12 protein-coding genes are annotated in these 15,943 nt (G+C 70.9%); 7 read left to right on the top strand and 5 right to left on the bottom strand.

Annotated features, from left to right (window positions below):
* Positions 1-49: 49 nt before the first annotated feature.
* The 5 genes from lspA to ACGFYV_RS28150 all read left to right on the top strand — a co-directional run bounded on the left by lspA (position 50) and on the right by ACGFYV_RS28150 (position 5,189).
* Complete coding sequence (lspA, locus tag ACGFYV_RS28130) at positions 50-715, top strand: signal peptidase II (protein ID WP_393881286.1); 666 nt, start codon at positions 50-52, stop codon at positions 713-715.
* 72 nt (positions 716-787) lie between these two features.
* The gene (locus ACGFYV_RS28135) at positions 788-1,732 is read left to right on the top strand and encodes an RluA family pseudouridine synthase (protein ID WP_393881287.1); all 945 of its coding nucleotides are present in this window, start codon (positions 788-790) and stop codon (positions 1,730-1,732) included.
* The gene (locus ACGFYV_RS28140; RefSeq protein WP_393881288.1) at positions 1,729-2,196 is read left to right on the top strand and encodes a GNAT family N-acetyltransferase; all 468 of its coding nucleotides are present in this window, start codon (positions 1,729-1,731) and stop codon (positions 2,194-2,196) included. The genes ACGFYV_RS28135 and ACGFYV_RS28140 overlap by 4 nt, the downstream gene beginning before the upstream one ends.
* 130 nt (positions 2,197-2,326) lie before the next feature.
* Positions 2,327-3,913 (top strand): Na+/H+ antiporter, encoded by a 1,587-nt coding sequence (locus ACGFYV_RS28145; RefSeq protein WP_393881289.1) that lies wholly within the window; start codon positions 2,327-2,329, stop codon positions 3,911-3,913.
* Between the two features lie 703 nt (positions 3,914-4,616).
* Positions 4,617-5,189: a dienelactone hydrolase family protein gene (locus tag ACGFYV_RS28150; RefSeq protein WP_393881290.1), complete on the top strand. Its 573-nt coding sequence runs from the start codon at positions 4,617-4,619 to the stop codon at positions 5,187-5,189.
* A 4-nt stretch (positions 5,190-5,193) separates the two neighbouring features.
* On the opposite strand, the gene ACGFYV_RS28155 is transcribed toward ACGFYV_RS28150, so the two are convergent.
* The 4 genes from ACGFYV_RS28155 to ACGFYV_RS28170 form a co-directional block, all read right to left on the bottom strand.
* Positions 5,194-6,864, bottom strand: a complete 1,671-nt coding sequence (locus ACGFYV_RS28155; protein WP_393881291.1) for an alkaline phosphatase D family protein — start codon at positions 6,862-6,864, stop codon at positions 5,194-5,196.
* A 93-nt stretch (positions 6,865-6,957) separates the two neighbouring features.
* Positions 6,958-7,800 carry a DsbA family protein gene (locus ACGFYV_RS28160; RefSeq protein ID WP_393881292.1) on the bottom strand — a complete coding sequence of 281 codons (843 nt, stop codon included), beginning with the start codon at positions 7,798-7,800 and terminating at the stop codon, positions 6,958-6,960.
* 79 nt (positions 7,801-7,879) lie between these two features.
* Positions 7,880-8,596: a hypothetical protein gene (locus tag ACGFYV_RS28165; protein WP_393881293.1), complete on the bottom strand. Its 717-nt coding sequence runs from the start codon at positions 8,594-8,596 to the stop codon at positions 7,880-7,882.
* A gap of 68 nt (positions 8,597-8,664) precedes the next feature.
* On the bottom strand, positions 8,665-10,005 hold the full coding sequence (locus tag ACGFYV_RS28170; protein WP_393881294.1) for a DUF2252 domain-containing protein: 1,341 nt from the start codon (positions 10,003-10,005) through the stop codon (positions 8,665-8,667).
* Between the two features lie 172 nt (positions 10,006-10,177).
* Between ACGFYV_RS28170 and dnaE the strand changes: the two genes are divergently transcribed.
* Positions 10,178-13,717: a DNA polymerase III subunit alpha gene (gene dnaE, locus ACGFYV_RS28175; protein ID WP_393881295.1), complete on the top strand. Its 3,540-nt coding sequence runs from the start codon at positions 10,178-10,180 to the stop codon at positions 13,715-13,717.
* Between the two features lie 90 nt (positions 13,718-13,807).
* On the opposite strand, the gene ACGFYV_RS28180 is transcribed toward dnaE, so the two are convergent.
* Positions 13,808-13,972: a hypothetical protein gene (locus ACGFYV_RS28180; RefSeq protein ID WP_393881296.1), complete on the bottom strand. Its 165-nt coding sequence runs from the start codon at positions 13,970-13,972 to the stop codon at positions 13,808-13,810.
* A 224-nt stretch (positions 13,973-14,196) separates the two neighbouring features.
* Between ACGFYV_RS28180 and ACGFYV_RS28185 the strand changes: the two genes are divergently transcribed.
* On the top strand, positions 14,197-15,417 hold the full coding sequence (locus ACGFYV_RS28185) for an NYN domain-containing protein (protein ID WP_393881297.1): 1,221 nt from the start codon (positions 14,197-14,199) through the stop codon (positions 15,415-15,417).
* Positions 15,418-15,943 lie beyond the last annotated feature (526 nt).

The raw sequence follows: 15,943 nt of genomic DNA on the forward strand, positions 1-15,943 counted from the left end.
GCGTGCCGTAGTCTCGTCCTCAGTCAGGCACCTAGGTTGAGGGACTCACGTGGCAGAGGCGGAGCGCATCATCGGTACGCCGGACACTCCGGACGACAGCGACGAGCGCGTGGCGCGGGCGGAGGCGGGGGCGCAGGCGTCCGCCGGTCGCGGCGCGTCCGACGAGCCCGGTGCGTCCGGCGAGCCCGGCGCGGGCGAGCAGGACGCCGCCGCGCAGCGGTCGGCCGGGCGCGGGCGCCGGATCGGTGTGCTGTTCGCCGTGGCCGTGTTCGCGTACGCCCTCGACCTGGTCAGCAAGATGCTCGTGGTCGCGAAGCTGGAGCACCACGCGCCGGTCCAGCTGATCGGGGACCTGCTGGAACTGCACGCCATCCGCAACCCCGGCGCGGCCTTCGGCTTCGGCGCGGCCTTCACGGTCATCTTCACGATGATCGCGGCCGCCGTGATCGTGGTGATCATCCGCCTGGCCCGCAAGCTCTACAGCCTGCCCTGGGCGATCGCGCTCGGCCTGCTGCTCGGCGGCGCGCTCGGCAACCTCACCGACCGGATCTTCCGGTGGCCGGGGATCTTCGAGGGCGAGGTCGTGGACTTCATCGCGCCCAAGGGCTTCGCGGTGTTCAATCTGGCCGACTCGGCCATCGTGTGCGGCGGCATCCTGATCGTGCTGCTGTCCTTCCGCGGCCTGGACCCGGACGGCACGGTCCACAAGGCCTGAGGCACCGGTGCCGGCGGGCGGTTGTCCACAGGCTCGTCCGGTGCTCTGCGTCCCGTCCGGCATACTCGACGGGTGAGCACGATTCCCGAGATCCGTACCCTGCCCGTGCCCGACGGCCTGGAGGGCGAGCGCGTCGACGCCGCCATCTCGCGCATGTTCGGCTTCTCCCGCACGAAGGCGGCGGAGCTGGCCGCGGCCGGCAAGGTCCAGGTCGACGGCGCGGTGGTCGGCAAGTCCGAGCGGGTGCGGGGCGGTGCCTGGCTCGAGGTCGAGATGCCGCAGGCGCCCGCGCCGGTGCAGGTGGTCGCCGAGCCGGTCGAGGGCATGGACATCGTGCACGACGACGACGACGTGGTCGTGATCGTCAAGCCCGTCGGCGTGGCCGCGCACCCCTCGCCGGGCTGGAACGGACCGACCGTGATCGGCGGTCTCGCCGCCGCCGGCTACCGGATCTCCACCTCCGGTGCCGCCGAGCGCCAGGGCATCGTGCACCGCCTCGACGTCGGCACCTCCGGCCTGATGGTGGTCGCCAAGTCGGAGCGGGCGTACACCTCGCTCAAGCGCCAGTTCAAGGAGCGCACGGTCGACAAGCGCTACCACACCCTGGTCCAGGGCCACCCGGACCCGACGAGCGGCACGATCGACGCGCCCATCGGCCGCCACCCCCAGCACGACTACAAGTGGGCGGTCACGGCCGAGGGCAAGCCCTCCGTGACCCACTACGACCTCATCGAGGCCTTCCGCGCCGCCTCCCTGCTCGACGTGAAGCTGGAGACCGGCCGCACCCACCAGATCCGCGTGCACATGTCCGCCCACCGTCACCCCTGCGTCGGCGACCTGACCTACGGTGCCGATCCGACCCTCGCCAAGCGGCTGCGGCTGCACCGCCAGTGGCTGCACGCCGTCCGGCTCGGCTTCGAGCACCCGGGGGACGGGCAGTGGGTGGAGTTCGAGAGCGAGTACCCCGAGGATCTGCGCAAGGCCCTCGACCAGGTCCGTGAGGAGACGTGGGCGTGAGCGTGCCGTACACCGTCCGGACCGCCGAGGACCCCGCCGACCGCGAGGCCTGCTTCGCGGTGCGCAAGGCGGTCTTCGTCGTCGAGCAGGACGTCCCGGAGGACATCGAGTACGACGCGTACGACGCGGTGGCCGTGCATGTGCTGGCCGTCCGCGAGGACGGCGTGCCGCTCGGCACCGGGCGCCTGCTGCACGGCGAACCGGCCGCCGCGAAGACCGGCGGGGACGCCTCGGTGGGTTCCCTCGGGCGGCTGGCCGTCGCCCGGGAGGCGCGCGGCCTCGGCGTCGGCGCGGCCCTGGTGCGCGCCATCGAGGAGGCGGCACGCGCACGCGGCCTGGCCGCCGTGGACCTGCACGCGCAGACCCAGGCCCTGGGCTTCTACGAGCGTCTCGGGTACGAGGCCTACGGCCCGGAGTTCCCGGACGCCGGGATTCCGCACCGGGCGATGCGGCGCGCTCTCTAGCGCTCTGCAGTGCTATGCAGTGCTCTGTGGAGCACTGTAGTGCTATGCAGTGCTCCACAGGGGCGATGAGGGGGATCACATGGCACCCTTGAGGCTCGCCGTGTGATCGTCGACTCCCGGAGTGCCGGCCGTGGACCAGTTGGCTCTGTTGTTCCTGCTGCTGCTCGGGGCCGTGGTGAGCGTCCCGGTCGGCGACCGGTTCGGGCTGCCGGCACCGGTGCTGATGACCCTGTTCGGCGGGGTCCTCGCGGTGAGCGACTTCGTCCCCAACGTGAACATCCCGCCCGCGCTGATCCTGCCCGCGGTGCTGCCGCCGCTGCTCTACGCCGCCGTGCGCCGCACCTCCTGGCGGCAGTTCGCGGCCAACCGGCGTCCCATCTTCCTGCTGGCCGTCGCCCTGGTGTTCGTGACGACACTGTGTGTGGCGGGCGCCGCCCACGCGTTGGTGCCCGGACTGTCGGTCGCCGCCGCGGTGGCGCTGGGCGCGCTGATCGCCCCGCCCGACCCGGTGGCCGTCACCGCCGTCGCCGGACAGCTGGGGCTGCCGCGCCGGCTGGTGTCGATCCTGGAGGGCGAGGGGCTCTTCAACGACGTCACGGCGATCGTGCTCTACCACGTGGCGATCGCCGCGGCCGTCAGCGGGGAGTTCTCGGTGTGGCGGGCCGGTCTCGACCTGGTGCTGTCGGCCGTGGTGGCGGTCGTCGTCGGGCTGGTACTGGGCTGGGGTGCCAACCGGCTGCTGGACCTCCTCGGCGACACGACCCTGCAGATCGGGCTGACCCTGCTGGTGCCCTACGCCGCCTACGTGCTGGCCGAGGAGCTGCACGGCTCCGGTGTCCTGTCCGTGCTCACCGCCTCCCTCTTCCTCGCCCAGTACGCCACCGACGCGGACGACGTGCTGACCCGGCTGGCCGGGCAGTCCTTCTGGGACGTCGTCGACACGCTCGTCACCGGGGTCGCCTTCGGCCTGATCGGGCTCGAACTGCACAACGCGATCACGGCGGCGCCGGGCCGCTGGGGCACGCTGCTCGGCTACTCGGCGGCGGTCGCGGGCGTCGTCATCGTTGTACGGCTGCTGTGGCTGCTGCCCGCGACCTGGCTGACCAAGCGGATGCACGCGAGCCGGGACTACGAGGAGGAGATCCCGCTCGGCTGGCGGGAGACCGTCGTCATGTGGTGGTCCGGGATGCGCGGGGTGGCCTCGGTGGCGCTGGCGCTCGCCATCCCGCTGACCACCGAGGACGGGTCGCCCTTCCCGGACCGGAACGAGATCGTGTTCATCGCCTTCGGGGTGATCGCCGTGACGCTGGTGCTCCAGGGGATGACGCTGCCCTGGCTGGTCAAGCGGCTGAGGGTGCGGGCCGATTCGGCGCGGGAGAAGGAGTTCGAGAAGGAGCTGGCCGTACGGGCGATGAAGGCCGCGCGGCAGAAGCTGCGGGACATCGAACAGGTCGAGGAGCTGCCGGAGGACCTGTCGGAGCAGATGCTCCGGCGGGCGTACGACATCGGGATCCGGATCAGCCCGGACATGGCGGAGGAGGAGCGGCGGGAGGCGTACCGGCAGGGGGCCCGGCGGCTGAAGAAGGTGCGGCGGATCCAGGCCGAGATGATGAGCGCGGCGCGGCACGAGGTGCTGGCCGCACGGAATGAGCCGGGGGCGGATCCGGAGATCGTGGATCGGGTGCTGAGGCATCTCGACGTGCGGAGCTTGCGCTGAGCGGTCTTTGCCCACCCACGCCCGCCCGTTTCTGTTTCCCGAGAAGTGGACCTTTGCCGTGGGGGTTCGGCGCCGTCGGCGGCTCACCGTAGGGGTCTCGCGCCGCGGGGTTCCGCGTGGTCGGTGGCTCGCCGTCAGGGTTCCGGGCCGTGGGGGTTCCGCGTGGTCGGTGGCTCGCCGCTGGGGTCCCGCGCCGCTGGGGTCCCGCGTCGTCGGGGTCTCGTGCCGTATGGGTTCCGTGCGGTCGGCGGTCCACCATCGGGGTTCCGGGCTGTGGGGGTTCGGCGCCGTTGGCGGCTCACCGTCGAGGTTCCGCGCCGTGGGGGTTCGGCGCCGTCGGCGGCTCACCGTAGGGGTCTCGCGCCGCGGGGTTCCGCGTGGTCGGTGGCTCGCCGTCAGGGTTCCGGGCCGTGGGGGGTCCGCGTGGTCGGTGGCTCGCTGTCGGGGTCCCGCGCCGCTGGGGTCCCGCGTCGTCGGGGTCTCGTGCCGTATGGGTTCCGTGCGGTCGGCGGTCCACCATCGGGGTTCCGGGCTGTGGGGGTTCGGGCCCGTCGTGGGGCTCGCCGTCGGGGCGTTGCCGTGCGGGTCCCGCGTCATCGGTGGCTCGGCGTTGGGGGGCGTTCGGCTGCACGGGGCTTCGGTGGCGGTTGTTCAGTGGCCGTTGCTGGCGGTTGAGGTCGGTGGCTGCTGGCACCATGGGGGCATGAACATCATGCTTTTCCACTCGGTCCATGGGCTGACGCCTGCCGTGCGTGACGCGGCGGAGCGGTTGAGGGCGGCCGGGCACCAGGTGTGGACGCCGGATCTGTTCGAGGGGCACACCTTCGGGACCGTCGAGGAGGGCATGGAGTTCCAGGAGCGGACCGGCAAGGACGAGCTGCTGAAGCGGGCCGTGCTGGCCGCCGCGCCGTACTCGGAGCGGGGACTGGTGTACGCGGGCTTCTCGCTGGGCGCCTCGATCGCGCAGACCCTGGCCCTCGGCGACGACAAGGCGCGCGGTCTGCTGCTCCTGCACGGCACGTCCGACATCGCGCCGAACGCGACGGCGGAGGACCTGCCGGTGCAGCTGCACGTGGCGGAGCCCGACCCGTTCGAGACGGACGACTGGCTGAGCGCCTGGTACCTGCAGATGGGCCGGACCGGCGCGGACGTCGAGGTGTACCGCTACCCCGGGGCCGGTCACCTCTACACCGACCCCGAGCTGCCGGACTACGACGAGGAGGCCGCCGAGGCCACCTGGCGGGTGGCGCTCGGCTTCCTCGGCACTCTGGAGTGAGCGGTCACACCGGGTCGTAGGTCCGCTCGACCTTCTGCGTACCGCTGAGGGTGCGGTACGAACGCACCCAGTTGGAGGTCGCGCCGGCGTCCGTGCGGTCGGACAGGACGTAGTAGTCCATCTGCGCGCGGGCGGCGGTGATGTCCAGGACGCCGTAGCCGTGGCGGTCGGTGTCGACCCAGTGGACGTGCCGGTTGGCGGCCCGGATGACCGGCGAGGCGATCGCGGAGACGGTGCCCTCGGGGACCTTCACGATGTCGTCGAGGTTGTCGGAGGTGACCGAGGTGACCACGAACTCGGTGGCGGCCGACGCGGACAGCGGGTAGGTGCCCGCGTCGTAGGGCACGTCGTTGGCCCACGCCATGTGGATGTCACCGGTCAGGAAGACGGTGTTGCCGATGGCGTTGGCGCGCAGGTGGCCGAGCAGTTCGCGGCGGTCGTCGGTGTAGCCGTCCCACTGGTCGGTGTTGGTGGCGATCCCCTCCTGCGGCAGCCCGAGCAGCTTGGCGAGCGGCTTGAACAGGTCGGCGGACAGGGAGCCGAAGGAGAACGGCGAGATCATCACCGAGTTGCCGACCAGCCGCCACTTGGTGTCGGAGGCCTTCAGACCGGCCTTCAGCCAGTCGAGCTGGGCGCGCCCGGTGATCGTACGGTCCGGGTCGTCCACGGAGCCGCTGGCCGTGGCCGCCTGCTGGGAGCGGAAGGAGCGCAGGTCCAGCAGGGACAGGTCGGCGAGCTTGCCGAAGCGCAGCCGGCGGTAGGTGGTGCCGGCGACCGCCGGACGGACCGGCATCCACTCGAAGTAGGCCTGCTTGGCGGCGGCCTGACGGGCCGTCCAGGTGCCCTCGGCGCCCTCGGTGTGGTTGACCGCGCCGCCCGACCAGGAGTTGTCGGCGAACTCGTGGTCGTCCCAGATCGCGACGACCGGCGCCTTGTGGTGCAGCGCCTGCAGGTCCGGGTCGGTCTTGTACTTCGCGTGCCTCATCCGGTAGTCGGCGAGGGTGAGGATCTCGTGGGCGGGCGCGTGCGGGCGTATGACCTTCCCGCGGGCCGCGTACGCGCCCGACTCGTACTCGTAGATGTAGTCGCCGAGGTGCAGCCAGGCGTCCAGGTCGCCGCGGGCCGCGAGGTGGCGGTAGGCCGAGAACCAGCCCGCCTCCCAGTCGGCGCAGGAGACGACACCGAAGCGCAGCCCGGACACGGACGCGTCCGCCGCAGGCGCGGTGCGGGTGCGCGCCACCGGGGAGTCCGTGCCGCCGGCCGAGAAGCCGAACCAGTAGTCGGTTGCCGGGGCCAGACCGCGGACGTCGGCCTTCACCGTGTGGTCGGAGGCGGCCCTCGCGACCGTGGAACCGCGGGCGACGACGTTCGTGAGCGCCTTGTCCCTGGCGACGACCCAGCTGACCTGGGTGTCGGGGCCGAGTCCGGAGCCGGGCACCGCCTCGGGGGTGGGGGTCACCCGGGTCCACAGCAGGACGCCGTCGGGGAGCGGGTCACCGGAGGCGACACCGTGCGGGAAGGCGGGGGCGCCCGGGGCGGCGTGGGCCGGCAGGGCGGCGACGAGCGGGCCGGCCAGCACAGCGGTGGCCGCCGCGGCCTTGACGACCGTACGGCGGCTCGGAGTACGCGAGTCGAGGCCCTGGACGGCCCCGGATGATCTGTATCGACTGGTCACGACCGATCAAGTTACTGACCGGTACGTGCGAGAGCGGGCGAACTCCGGAAAGTTCGCCCGCTCTTCACCGGACCATCGGCTTCGGGCAGGTGGTCAGCCCTTGAGGGCGGCGTCCACCACGCGGTTGAAGTCGGCGACCGTCATGGGCGGGTTGCCCTGGCTGTCGGTGGTGAGCTTCTTGCCGTCCATGACGAAGCTCGGGGTGCCGGTCACGCCGTCCTTGTTGGTGTCGAAGGTCTTCGACATGGCCAGGGCCCAGGCGTCGTAAGTGCCGTTCTTGACCGCGTTCTGGAACTTCGCGTTGTTCTTCAGCGCCGGGACCGTGTCGGCGACCTTGATGAGGTAGTCGTCGTTCTTGAACTTGTCGTCGGTCTCCTCCGGGTGGTACTTCGCGGAGTAGAGCGCGGTCTTGTACTCCAGGAAGGCTTCCGGGCTGATGTTGAGCGCGGCGCCCATGGCGCTCAGCGCGTTCTTGGAGCCCTCGCCGCGCGAGCCGATCTGGCCCTTGCCGAGCGCGTCGCCGTCGAGGAACGTGCCGCCGACGTACTGGATCTTGAACTTGCCGTCGTCGATGTCCTTCTTCACCGTCGCGCCGACGGTCTGCTCGAACTGGGCGCAGACCGGGCAGCGCGGGTCCTCGTAGACCTTGAGGGTCTTCGTGGCGGTGTCCTTGCCGATGACGACGTCGGTGCCCTTCGTGCCCGTGGTGTTGGCCGGGGCGACGACCTTGGCGTCCTTCAGGCCCTCCCAGTAGCTGGGCTTGTTCGACTGGACGACGGCGTAGCCGATGCCGCCCGCGGCGGCCAGGACGGCCACCACCGACGCGGCCACGACGACCTGCCGCTTGGCCTTGTCGCGCTTGGCCTGCCGCTCGCGCTCCTCGCGCAGCCGCTCCCGGGCCGCCGTCTTCGCCGCCTGGCTGTTCCGCTTGCTCATAGGTGTTCTCTCCATGTGGGACGCGCACATGTCGTACGCGGGATACGTAGGGGGACTGCTGGTGCTCAGCTGCCGTCGCTCAGGCGAGGGCCGGTGCCGTCGCCCGGCCGAGAGCGGCGAGGGCGGGCGAGCACGGCGGTCCACGCCGTCCCAGGGAGAGCGCGAGGAGGAGTTCGCGTGCGGTGGCCCGGCGCGGGGAGGCCGGGCGCGGCAGCAGGCGGGCCGGGGACAGCCGTACGGTCACGGCGGACGCGGCCACCAGCAGCGGCCGGAACGTGGTCGCGGCGACCGAGCGCACCAGTCGGCCCAGGGCGCGTTCGCCCCGGCGCAGCCAGGCGGCGGCCAGCAGCCCCACCCCGATGTGCGCGGCGAGCAGCAGCCAGGGGGCGGCCGGGCTCGCCTGCGTGAGGAGAGCGCCGGTGCGGGAGCCTGCGGCGACCTGGGCGAGCGGGGTGCCCATGGCACCGCCCTGGCACAGCACGTCCAGGCCGACCGCGTGCAGCGTGCCCGCGACGGGGCCGCCGGCCCGGCCGTAGCAGGCGTGCTGGCCCGTGGTGAACACCGTGTCGGCGGTCAGCTCCAGCGGGATCAGCAGGGCCGCGATCCGGCCGAAGCCGCGCTCGCGGCCCGCCAGCGCGTACGCGGCGGCGAAGACCCCGGCGGCGACCGTGAGCACGGCCCCCGCCGGCAGCGGGGTCCGGGACAGCAGCACGTGCGACGCGGTGCTGAGCGTCACGACGAAGGCCGTGAACAGCGCCGCGCGCACGGCTCTGAGCTGGGTCCCGGATATGTCCATAGCGAAAGGAGAGTCTGTCACGGACCGAGGTAAGGGACCCCTAAAGAGTGGCTGTGGGTCCGGGAAGGTTACAGGCCCGGAATCCGGCCGTTGCGGAACAGGTCGACGAAGATCTGGTGGTCGGCACGCGCGCGTGCGCCGTAGGAGTGCGCGAAGTCCACCAGCAGGGGCGCGAGGCCCTCCTCGTCGGCCGCGAGCGCCGCGTCGATGGCCCGCTCGGTGGAGAACGGCACCAGGGACTCGCCGGAGGTGTCGTCCGCCGCCGCGTGCATGGTCGCGGTGGCCCGGCCCAGGTCGGCGACGACGGCCGCGATCTCCTCCGGGTCGTCGATGTCGCCCCAGTCCAGGTCGACGGCGTACGGCGAGACCTCGGCGACCAGCTGGCCGGTGCCGTCCAGCTCGGTCCAGCCGAGCCACGGGTCGGCGTGCGCCTGCAGGGCGCGCTGCGAGATCACCGTGCGGTGGCCCTCGTGCTGGAAGTAGCCGCTGATGGCCGGGTCGGTGACGTGCCGGGAGACGGCCGGGGTCTGGGCCTGCTTGATGTAGATCACGACATCGTTCTCCAGGGCGTCGCTGTGGCCCTCCAGGAGGATGTTGTACGACGGCAGGCCGGCCGAGCCGATGCCGATCCCGCGACGTCCCACGACGTCCTTCACGCGGTACGAGTCCGGGCGGGCCAGCGAGGTGTCCGGCAGCGTCTCCAGGTAGGCGTCGAAGGCGGCCAGCACCTTGTAGCGGGTGGCCGCGTCCAGCTCGACGGAGCCGCCGCCCGGGGCGAAGCGGCGCTCGAAGTCGCGGATCTCGGTCATCGAGTCCAGCAGCTCGAAGCGGGTCAGCGCGCGGGCGTCACGCAGCGCGTCCAGCAGCGGGCCCTGCGCGGTGTCCAGCGTGAAGGGCGGCACCTCGTCGTTCTTGGCGCCGGTGGCCAGGGCGTGGACGCGCTCGCGGTAGGCGTCCGCGTAGATCGTCACCAGCTCGGCGATCTGCTCGTCGCCGAGCGCCTTCGCGTACCCGAGGAGGGCCACGGAGGCCGCGAAGCGCTTGAGGTCCCAGGTGAACGGGCCGACGTACGCCTCGTCGAAGTCGTTGACGTTGAAGACCAGGCGGCCGTTGGAGTCCATGTACGTGCCGAAGTTCTCGGCGTGCAGGTCGCCGTGGATCCACACGCGCGAGGTCCGCTCGTCCAGGTAGGGGCCGCCCCGCTTCGACCCGAACTCCTTGTTCGCCGTCAGGTCGTGGTAGAAGAGGCACGCCGTGCCCCGGTAGAACGCGAAGGCCGAGGCGGCCATCTTCCGGAACTTTACCCGGAACGCGGCCGGGTCGGCGGCCAGGAGCCGGCCGAAGGCGGTGTCGAAGACGGCGAGGATCTCCTCGCCGCGCTGCTCGTCACTGAGCGTGGGGACCGACATCGCGGGGTGCCTCCTGGTGCAATCGCCTGTACGACAGCGTCTCTGCCGTACCCAACGCACGAAGGTACGGGTGAGTGCCCGCCGGGTGTCAGTCCCGGGGCATAGACTTCGGCGCTGACCCCAGAACTGTCCGCCCGCCCGTCCCCCAGTGTTCGCCGTTGGAGGCCATACCGTGTCAAAGCCGCCCTTCACGCACCTGCACGTCCACACCCAGTACTCGCTGCTGGACGGTGCCGCGCGGCTCAAGGACATGTTCAATGCCTGCAATGAGATGGGCATGACACACATCGCCATGTCCGACCACGGCAACCTCCACGGGGCGTACGACTTCTTCCACTCGGCGAAGAAGGCCGGAGTCACCCCGATCATCGGGATCGAGGCGTACGTCGCCCCCGAGTCCCGGCGCAACAAGCGCAAGATCCAGTGGGGCCAGCCGCACCAGAAGCGGGACGACGTGTCCGGTTCCGGCGGTTACACCCACAAGACGATGTGGGCCGTGAACAGCACCGGCCTGCACAACCTGTTCCGGCTCTCCTCGGACGCGTACGCCGAGGGCTGGCTGCAGAAGTGGCCCCGGATGGACAAGGAGACCATCGCCCAGTGGTCCGAGGGGATCGTCGCCTCCACCGGCTGCCCCTCCGGCGAGGTCCAGACCCGGCTGCGCCTCGGCCAGGTCGACGAGGCCCTCAAGGCCGCCGCCGACTACCAGGACATCTTCGGCAAGGACCGCTACTTCCTGGAGCTGATGGACCACGGCATCGACATCGAGCACCGGGTCCGCGAAGGCCTCCTGGACATCGGCAAGAAGCTCGGCATCCCCCCGCTGGTCACCAACGACTCGCACTACACCTACGCCCACGAGGCGGGTGCCCACGACGCCCTGCTGTGCATCCAGACCGGCAAGAACCTCTCCGACCCGGACCGCTTCAAGTTCGACGGCACCGGCTACTACCTGAAGTCCACGGACGAGATGTACGCCATCGACTCCTCGGACGCCTGGCAGGAGGGCTGCGCCAACACGCTCCTCGTGGCCGAGATGGTCGACACCACCGGCATGTTCGAGGCCAGGAACCTCATGCCGAAGTTCGACATCCCCGACGGCTACACCGAGGTCACCTGGTTCAAGGAGGAGGTCCGCCGCGGCATGGAGCGCCGCTTCCCCGGCGGCATCCCCGACGACCGCCAGAAGCAGGCCGACTACGAGATGGACGTCATCATCCAGATGGGGTTCCCGGGCTACTTCCTCGTCGTCGCCGACTTCATCATGTGGGCCAAGAACAACGGCATCGCGGTCGGACCCGGGCGAGGCTCCGCGGCCGGCTCGATCGTCGCCTACGCCATGGGCATCACCGACCTCGACCCGATCCCGCACGGCCTGATCTTCGAGCGGTTCCTGAACCCCGAGCGCGTCTCCATGCCCGATGTCGACATCGACTTCGACGAGCGCAGGCGCGTCGAGGTGATCCGGTACGTGACCGAGAAGTACGGCGCCGACAAGGTCGCCATGATCGGCACGTACGGAAAGATCAAGGCGAAGAACGCCATCAAGGACTCCGCGCGCGTGCTGGGCTACCCGTACGCCATGGGCGACCGGCTCACCAAGGCGATGCCCGCCGACGTCCTCGGCAAGGGCATCGACCTGAACGGCATCACCGACCCCTCGCACCCGCGCTACAGCGAGGCGGGCGAGATCCGCGGGATGTACGAGAACGAGCCGGACGTGAAGAAGGTCATCGACACCGCCAAGGGCGTCGAGGGCCTGGTCCGGCAGATGGGCGTGCACGCCGCCGGCGTGATCATGTCCAGCGAGACCATCACCGAGCACGTGCCTGTGTGGGTCCGGCACACCGACGGCGTGACCATCACGCAGTGGGACTACCCGAGCTGCGAGTCGCTCGGCCTGCTGAAGATGGACTTCCTCGGCCTGCGCAACCTGACGATCATGGACGACGCCGTCAAGATGGTGAAGTCCAACAAGGGCGTCGACATCGATCTGCTGAGCCTCCCGCTCGACGATCCGACGACCTTCGAACTGCTCCAGCGCGGCGACACCCTCGGCGTCTTCCAGTTCGACGGCGGCCCCATGCGCTCGCTGCTGCGCCTGATGAAGCCCGACAACTTCGAAGACATCTCCGCCGTGTCGGCCCTGTACCGTCCGGGCCCGATGGGCATGGACTCGCACACCAACTACGCGCTGCGAAAGAACAAGCTCCAGGAGATCACCCCGATCCACAAGGAGCTGGAGGAGCCCCTCGAAGAGGTCCTGGCCGTCACCTACGGCCTGATCGTCTACCAGGAGCAGGTGCAGAAGGCCGCCCAGATCATCGCCGGCTACTCCCTCGGCGAGGCCGACATCCTGCGCCGCGTGATGGGCAAGAAGAAGCCCGAGGAACTGGCGAAGAACTTCACCATCTTCCAGACCGGCGCCCGCAAGAACGGCTACAGCGACGAGGCCATCCAGGCCCTGTGGGACGTGCTGGTCCCCTTCGCCGGCTACGCGTTCAACAAGGCCCACTCCGCCGCGTACGGCCTGGTGTCGTACTGGACCGCCTACCTCAAGGCGAACTACCCCGCCGAGTACATGGCCGCCCTGCTGACGTCCGTCAAGGACGACAAGGACAAGTCGGCGATCTACCTCAACGAGTGCCGCCGCATGGGCATCAAGGTGCTCCCGCCGAACGTGAACGAGTCGGTGCACAACTTCGCCGCCCAGGGCGACGACGTGATCCTCTTCGGCCTCGAAGCCGTGCGCAACGTCGGCACCAACGTGGTCGAGTCGATCATCAAGAGCCGCAAGGCGAAGGGTAAATACGCCTCCTTCCCCGACTACCTCGACAAGGTCGAGGCGGTCGCGTGCAACAAGCGCACCACCGAGTCGCTGATCAAGGCCGGCGCCTTCGACACCATGGGCCACACCCGCAAGGGGCTCACGGCCCAGTACGAGCCGATGATCGACAACGTGGTCGCGGTCAAGCGCAAGGAGGCCGAGGGGCAGTTCGACCTCTTCGGCGGCATGGGCGAGGAGACCAGCGACGAGCCCGGCTTCGGTCTCGACGTGCAGTTCACCGACGAGGAGTGGGACAAGGCCTATCTCCTCGCCCAGGAGCGGGAGATGCTCGGTCTGTACGTCTCCGACCACCCGCTCTTCGGCCTGGAGCACGTGCTGTCCGACAAGGCCGACGCGGGCATCGCCCAGCTCACCGGCGGCGAGCACGCCGACGGCGCGGTGGTCACCATCGGCGGCATCATCTCCGGCCTGCAGCGCAAGATGACCAAGCAGGGCAACGCCTGGGCGATCGCCACCGTCGAGGACCTCGCCGGCTCCATCGAGTGCATGTTCTTCCCGGCGACCTACCAGCTGGTGTCGACCCAACTCGTCGAGGACGCGGTCGTGTTCGTCAAGGGCCGCCTGGACAAGCGCGAGGACGTGCCGCGGCTGGTCGCGATGGAGCTGCAGGTGCCCGACCTGTCGAACGCGGGCACCAACGCGCCGGTGATCCTCACCATCCCGGCCACCAGGGTCACCCCGCCGATGGTCAGCCGCCTCGGCGAGATCCTCAGCCACCACAAGGGCGACAGCGAGGTCCGCATCAGGCTCCAGGGCCCGCGCAAGACCACCGTGCTGCGCCTGGACCGGCACCGGGTCAAGCCCGACCCGGCGCTCTTCGGCGACCTGAAGGTCCTGCTCGGCCCGTCCTGCCTGGCGGGCTGACCCGATGGACACGGGAAGGGGCGCACCCCGGTGGGGTGCGCCCCTTCCTCATGCCTGGGCCGGGCGGCCCGCTAGCCGCTCAACTGCCCTCTAGTTGTGGCCGAAGCGCTGCTGCTTGCCCTTGCGCGCCATGTCGCCGGGCGTCGCCGGGGCGATGCGCTGCTCGGTCCCCGTCTCGTTCGAGGACGACTGGTTCTGCTGCTGACCGCGCTCGGCCTGGGGCTGCTTGCGATCCTGCTTCTTGTTCTTGGCCATGGTGATCTGCCTCCTGAGGGGGATCTGGGGGCCAGGTCCGGGACCAGATTCACATATGCTGTCATCAGGCGCATGTCGGACAATTACCGTGTGTGACAGGGTCGGTGGGCGCGCGGGAGCCGCAAACGCCACGCCGAAGATCGAGTTCGGGCCGTTAACCTCCGCGCCGTCGGGCAGACTCGAAGGAAGTCCGAAACAAACCTCCGGGGAAGAGGGTGAGTCGCGTGGACCGCTGCATCGTCCTGGTGGACGCCGGGTATCTGCTGGGTGCCGCCGCCAGCCTCCTCGCCGGTGAGCCCTCGCGGTCCCGGATCGCCGTCGACCACGCCGCGCTGATCCAGGCGCTGCGCGAATGCGCGGAGTCGGACACCGAACACCCGCTGCTGCGCATCTACTGGTTCGACGGCGCCCCCGACCGGGTTCCCCAGCCGGAGCACCGCCGGCTGCGGGTCATGCCCCGAGTCACCGTACGGCTCGGCGCCCTCACCCGCAGTGACGGACGCTGGGCCCAGAAGGGCGTGGACGCCGCCATGCACGCCGAGCTGACCGAGCTGGCCCGCAACCGCGCCTGCTCCGACATCGTGCTGGTCACCGGCGACGGCGACCTCCTGCCCGGCATGATGGCCGCCAAGGAACACGGCGTCGCCGTCCACCTGTGGGCCGTGCAGGCCGCCGACGGGGACTACAACCAGTCCGAGGACCTGGTCGCCGAGGCCGACGAGCGGCGCGTGCTGGACCGGGCCTGGATCACGAAGGCCGTCCGGGCCAAGGAGCTGACCGGCGTCTGCGCGCCGCAGCCCGTGCCGCGCCCCGAGATCGCCGCGATCCTCTCCGCGCCGCTGCCGGACTCCGCGCTCGCCGGGACCGCCGAGCGGGCCCCCGAGGAGGGCGCGCGTCCGCCGGGCGTCGCGGCCACGCAGGACGGCGCCCAGGAGCGGGTGCCCGCGCCCAAGGGCGTCCCCACCCCCAAGGACCTCGCCGGCCTGCGCGCACCCGGCGCCGCGGCCGCACAGCATCCGACGACCGCGACCCTCAGGTGGTCCTCCGACAAGGGCTGGGTGGACCGTCCGGGCGCGGTCCCCGAACCGCCCGAGATCGCCTCCATGCCGACGCTGGCCCAGCTCACCACCGCCGAGCAGCGGTGGGCCGACCGGGAGGAGGACATCACCACCGTCGGCGGCGACCCCTACGAGGTGGGGCAGGTCTTCGCCCGCCGCTGGATGTCCCGGCTCGGCGACCAGAACCATCTGCAGCGGCTGTCCACGATGTACCCGCGCATCCCGCACCGCGTCGACGGCGAGCTGCTGCGCTACGCCGCGCGCTTCGGACTGCTCGCGCACAAGGACGACCAGATCGACGAGCACGACCGTTACGCCATCCGGGCGGGGTTCTGGCGGGAGGTCGACGTCCCGGCCGCGGCGGAGAACGTCTCGGCGGGGGAGTGAGGTCCCGGCGGGGCTTTGGCGGGGGGTGAGGTCCCGGCGGGGCTCGGCGGGGGAGTGAGGTCTCGGGGCCGCCCGGTGGGCCCGTGCGGGGTGCCCGGCGGGGGCCACGCGGTGAGGCGGGTGGGGGCGATGTGGCGAGCCGAGCGGGGGCCATGCGGTGAGTCGGGCGGGGGCATGCGGTGGGCCGGGCGCGGGGCATGCGGTCGGTCCGGCACCGACGGTTCGCGGCGGTGTGGTCGATCGCCGTTGAGGTGTGGCGTCTGGCGCGTCGTCCTGGGCCGTTCCAGGGGTGTGCGGTGAGAGTCCCCGAAGGCGGCCCCGTCGGTCGGTGGCGGCGGCGGGTGACGGGTGGGGGAGTAGTGCCTCCGAAGGCGTCCGCCGGTTCGCGGCGGTGTGGTCGATCGCTGTTGAGGTGTGGCGTCTGGCGTGTCGTCCTGGGCCGTTCCAGGGGTGTGCGGTGAGAGTCCCCGAAGGCGGCCCCGTCGGTCGGTGGCGGCGGCGGGTGACGGGTGGGGGAGTAGTGCCT

Source organism: Streptomyces sp. NPDC048297 (genome assembly GCF_043201585.1).
Classification (GTDB): domain Bacteria; phylum Actinomycetota; class Actinomycetes; order Streptomycetales; family Streptomycetaceae; genus Streptomyces.

What these genes read in the sequence shown, in the direction of transcription:
- ACGFYV_RS28180 (WP_393881296.1), bottom strand. Translation starts at nt 13,972, where the DNA reads ATGGCCAAGAACAAGAAGCAGGATCGCAAGCAGCCCCAGGCCGAGCGC.
- ACGFYV_RS28150 (WP_393881290.1), top strand. Translation starts at nt 4,617, where the DNA reads ATGAACATCATGCTTTTCCACTCGGTCCATGGGCTGACGCCTGCCGTG.
- ACGFYV_RS28170 (WP_393881294.1), bottom strand. Translation starts at nt 10,005, where the DNA reads ATGTCGGTCCCCACGCTCAGTGACGAGCAGCGCGGCGAGGAGATCCTC.
- ACGFYV_RS28165 (WP_393881293.1), bottom strand. Translation starts at nt 8,596, where the DNA reads ATGGACATATCCGGGACCCAGCTCAGAGCCGTGCGCGCGGCGCTGTTC.
- ACGFYV_RS28160 (WP_393881292.1), bottom strand. Translation starts at nt 7,800, where the DNA reads ATGAGCAAGCGGAACAGCCAGGCGGCGAAGACGGCGGCCCGGGAGCGG.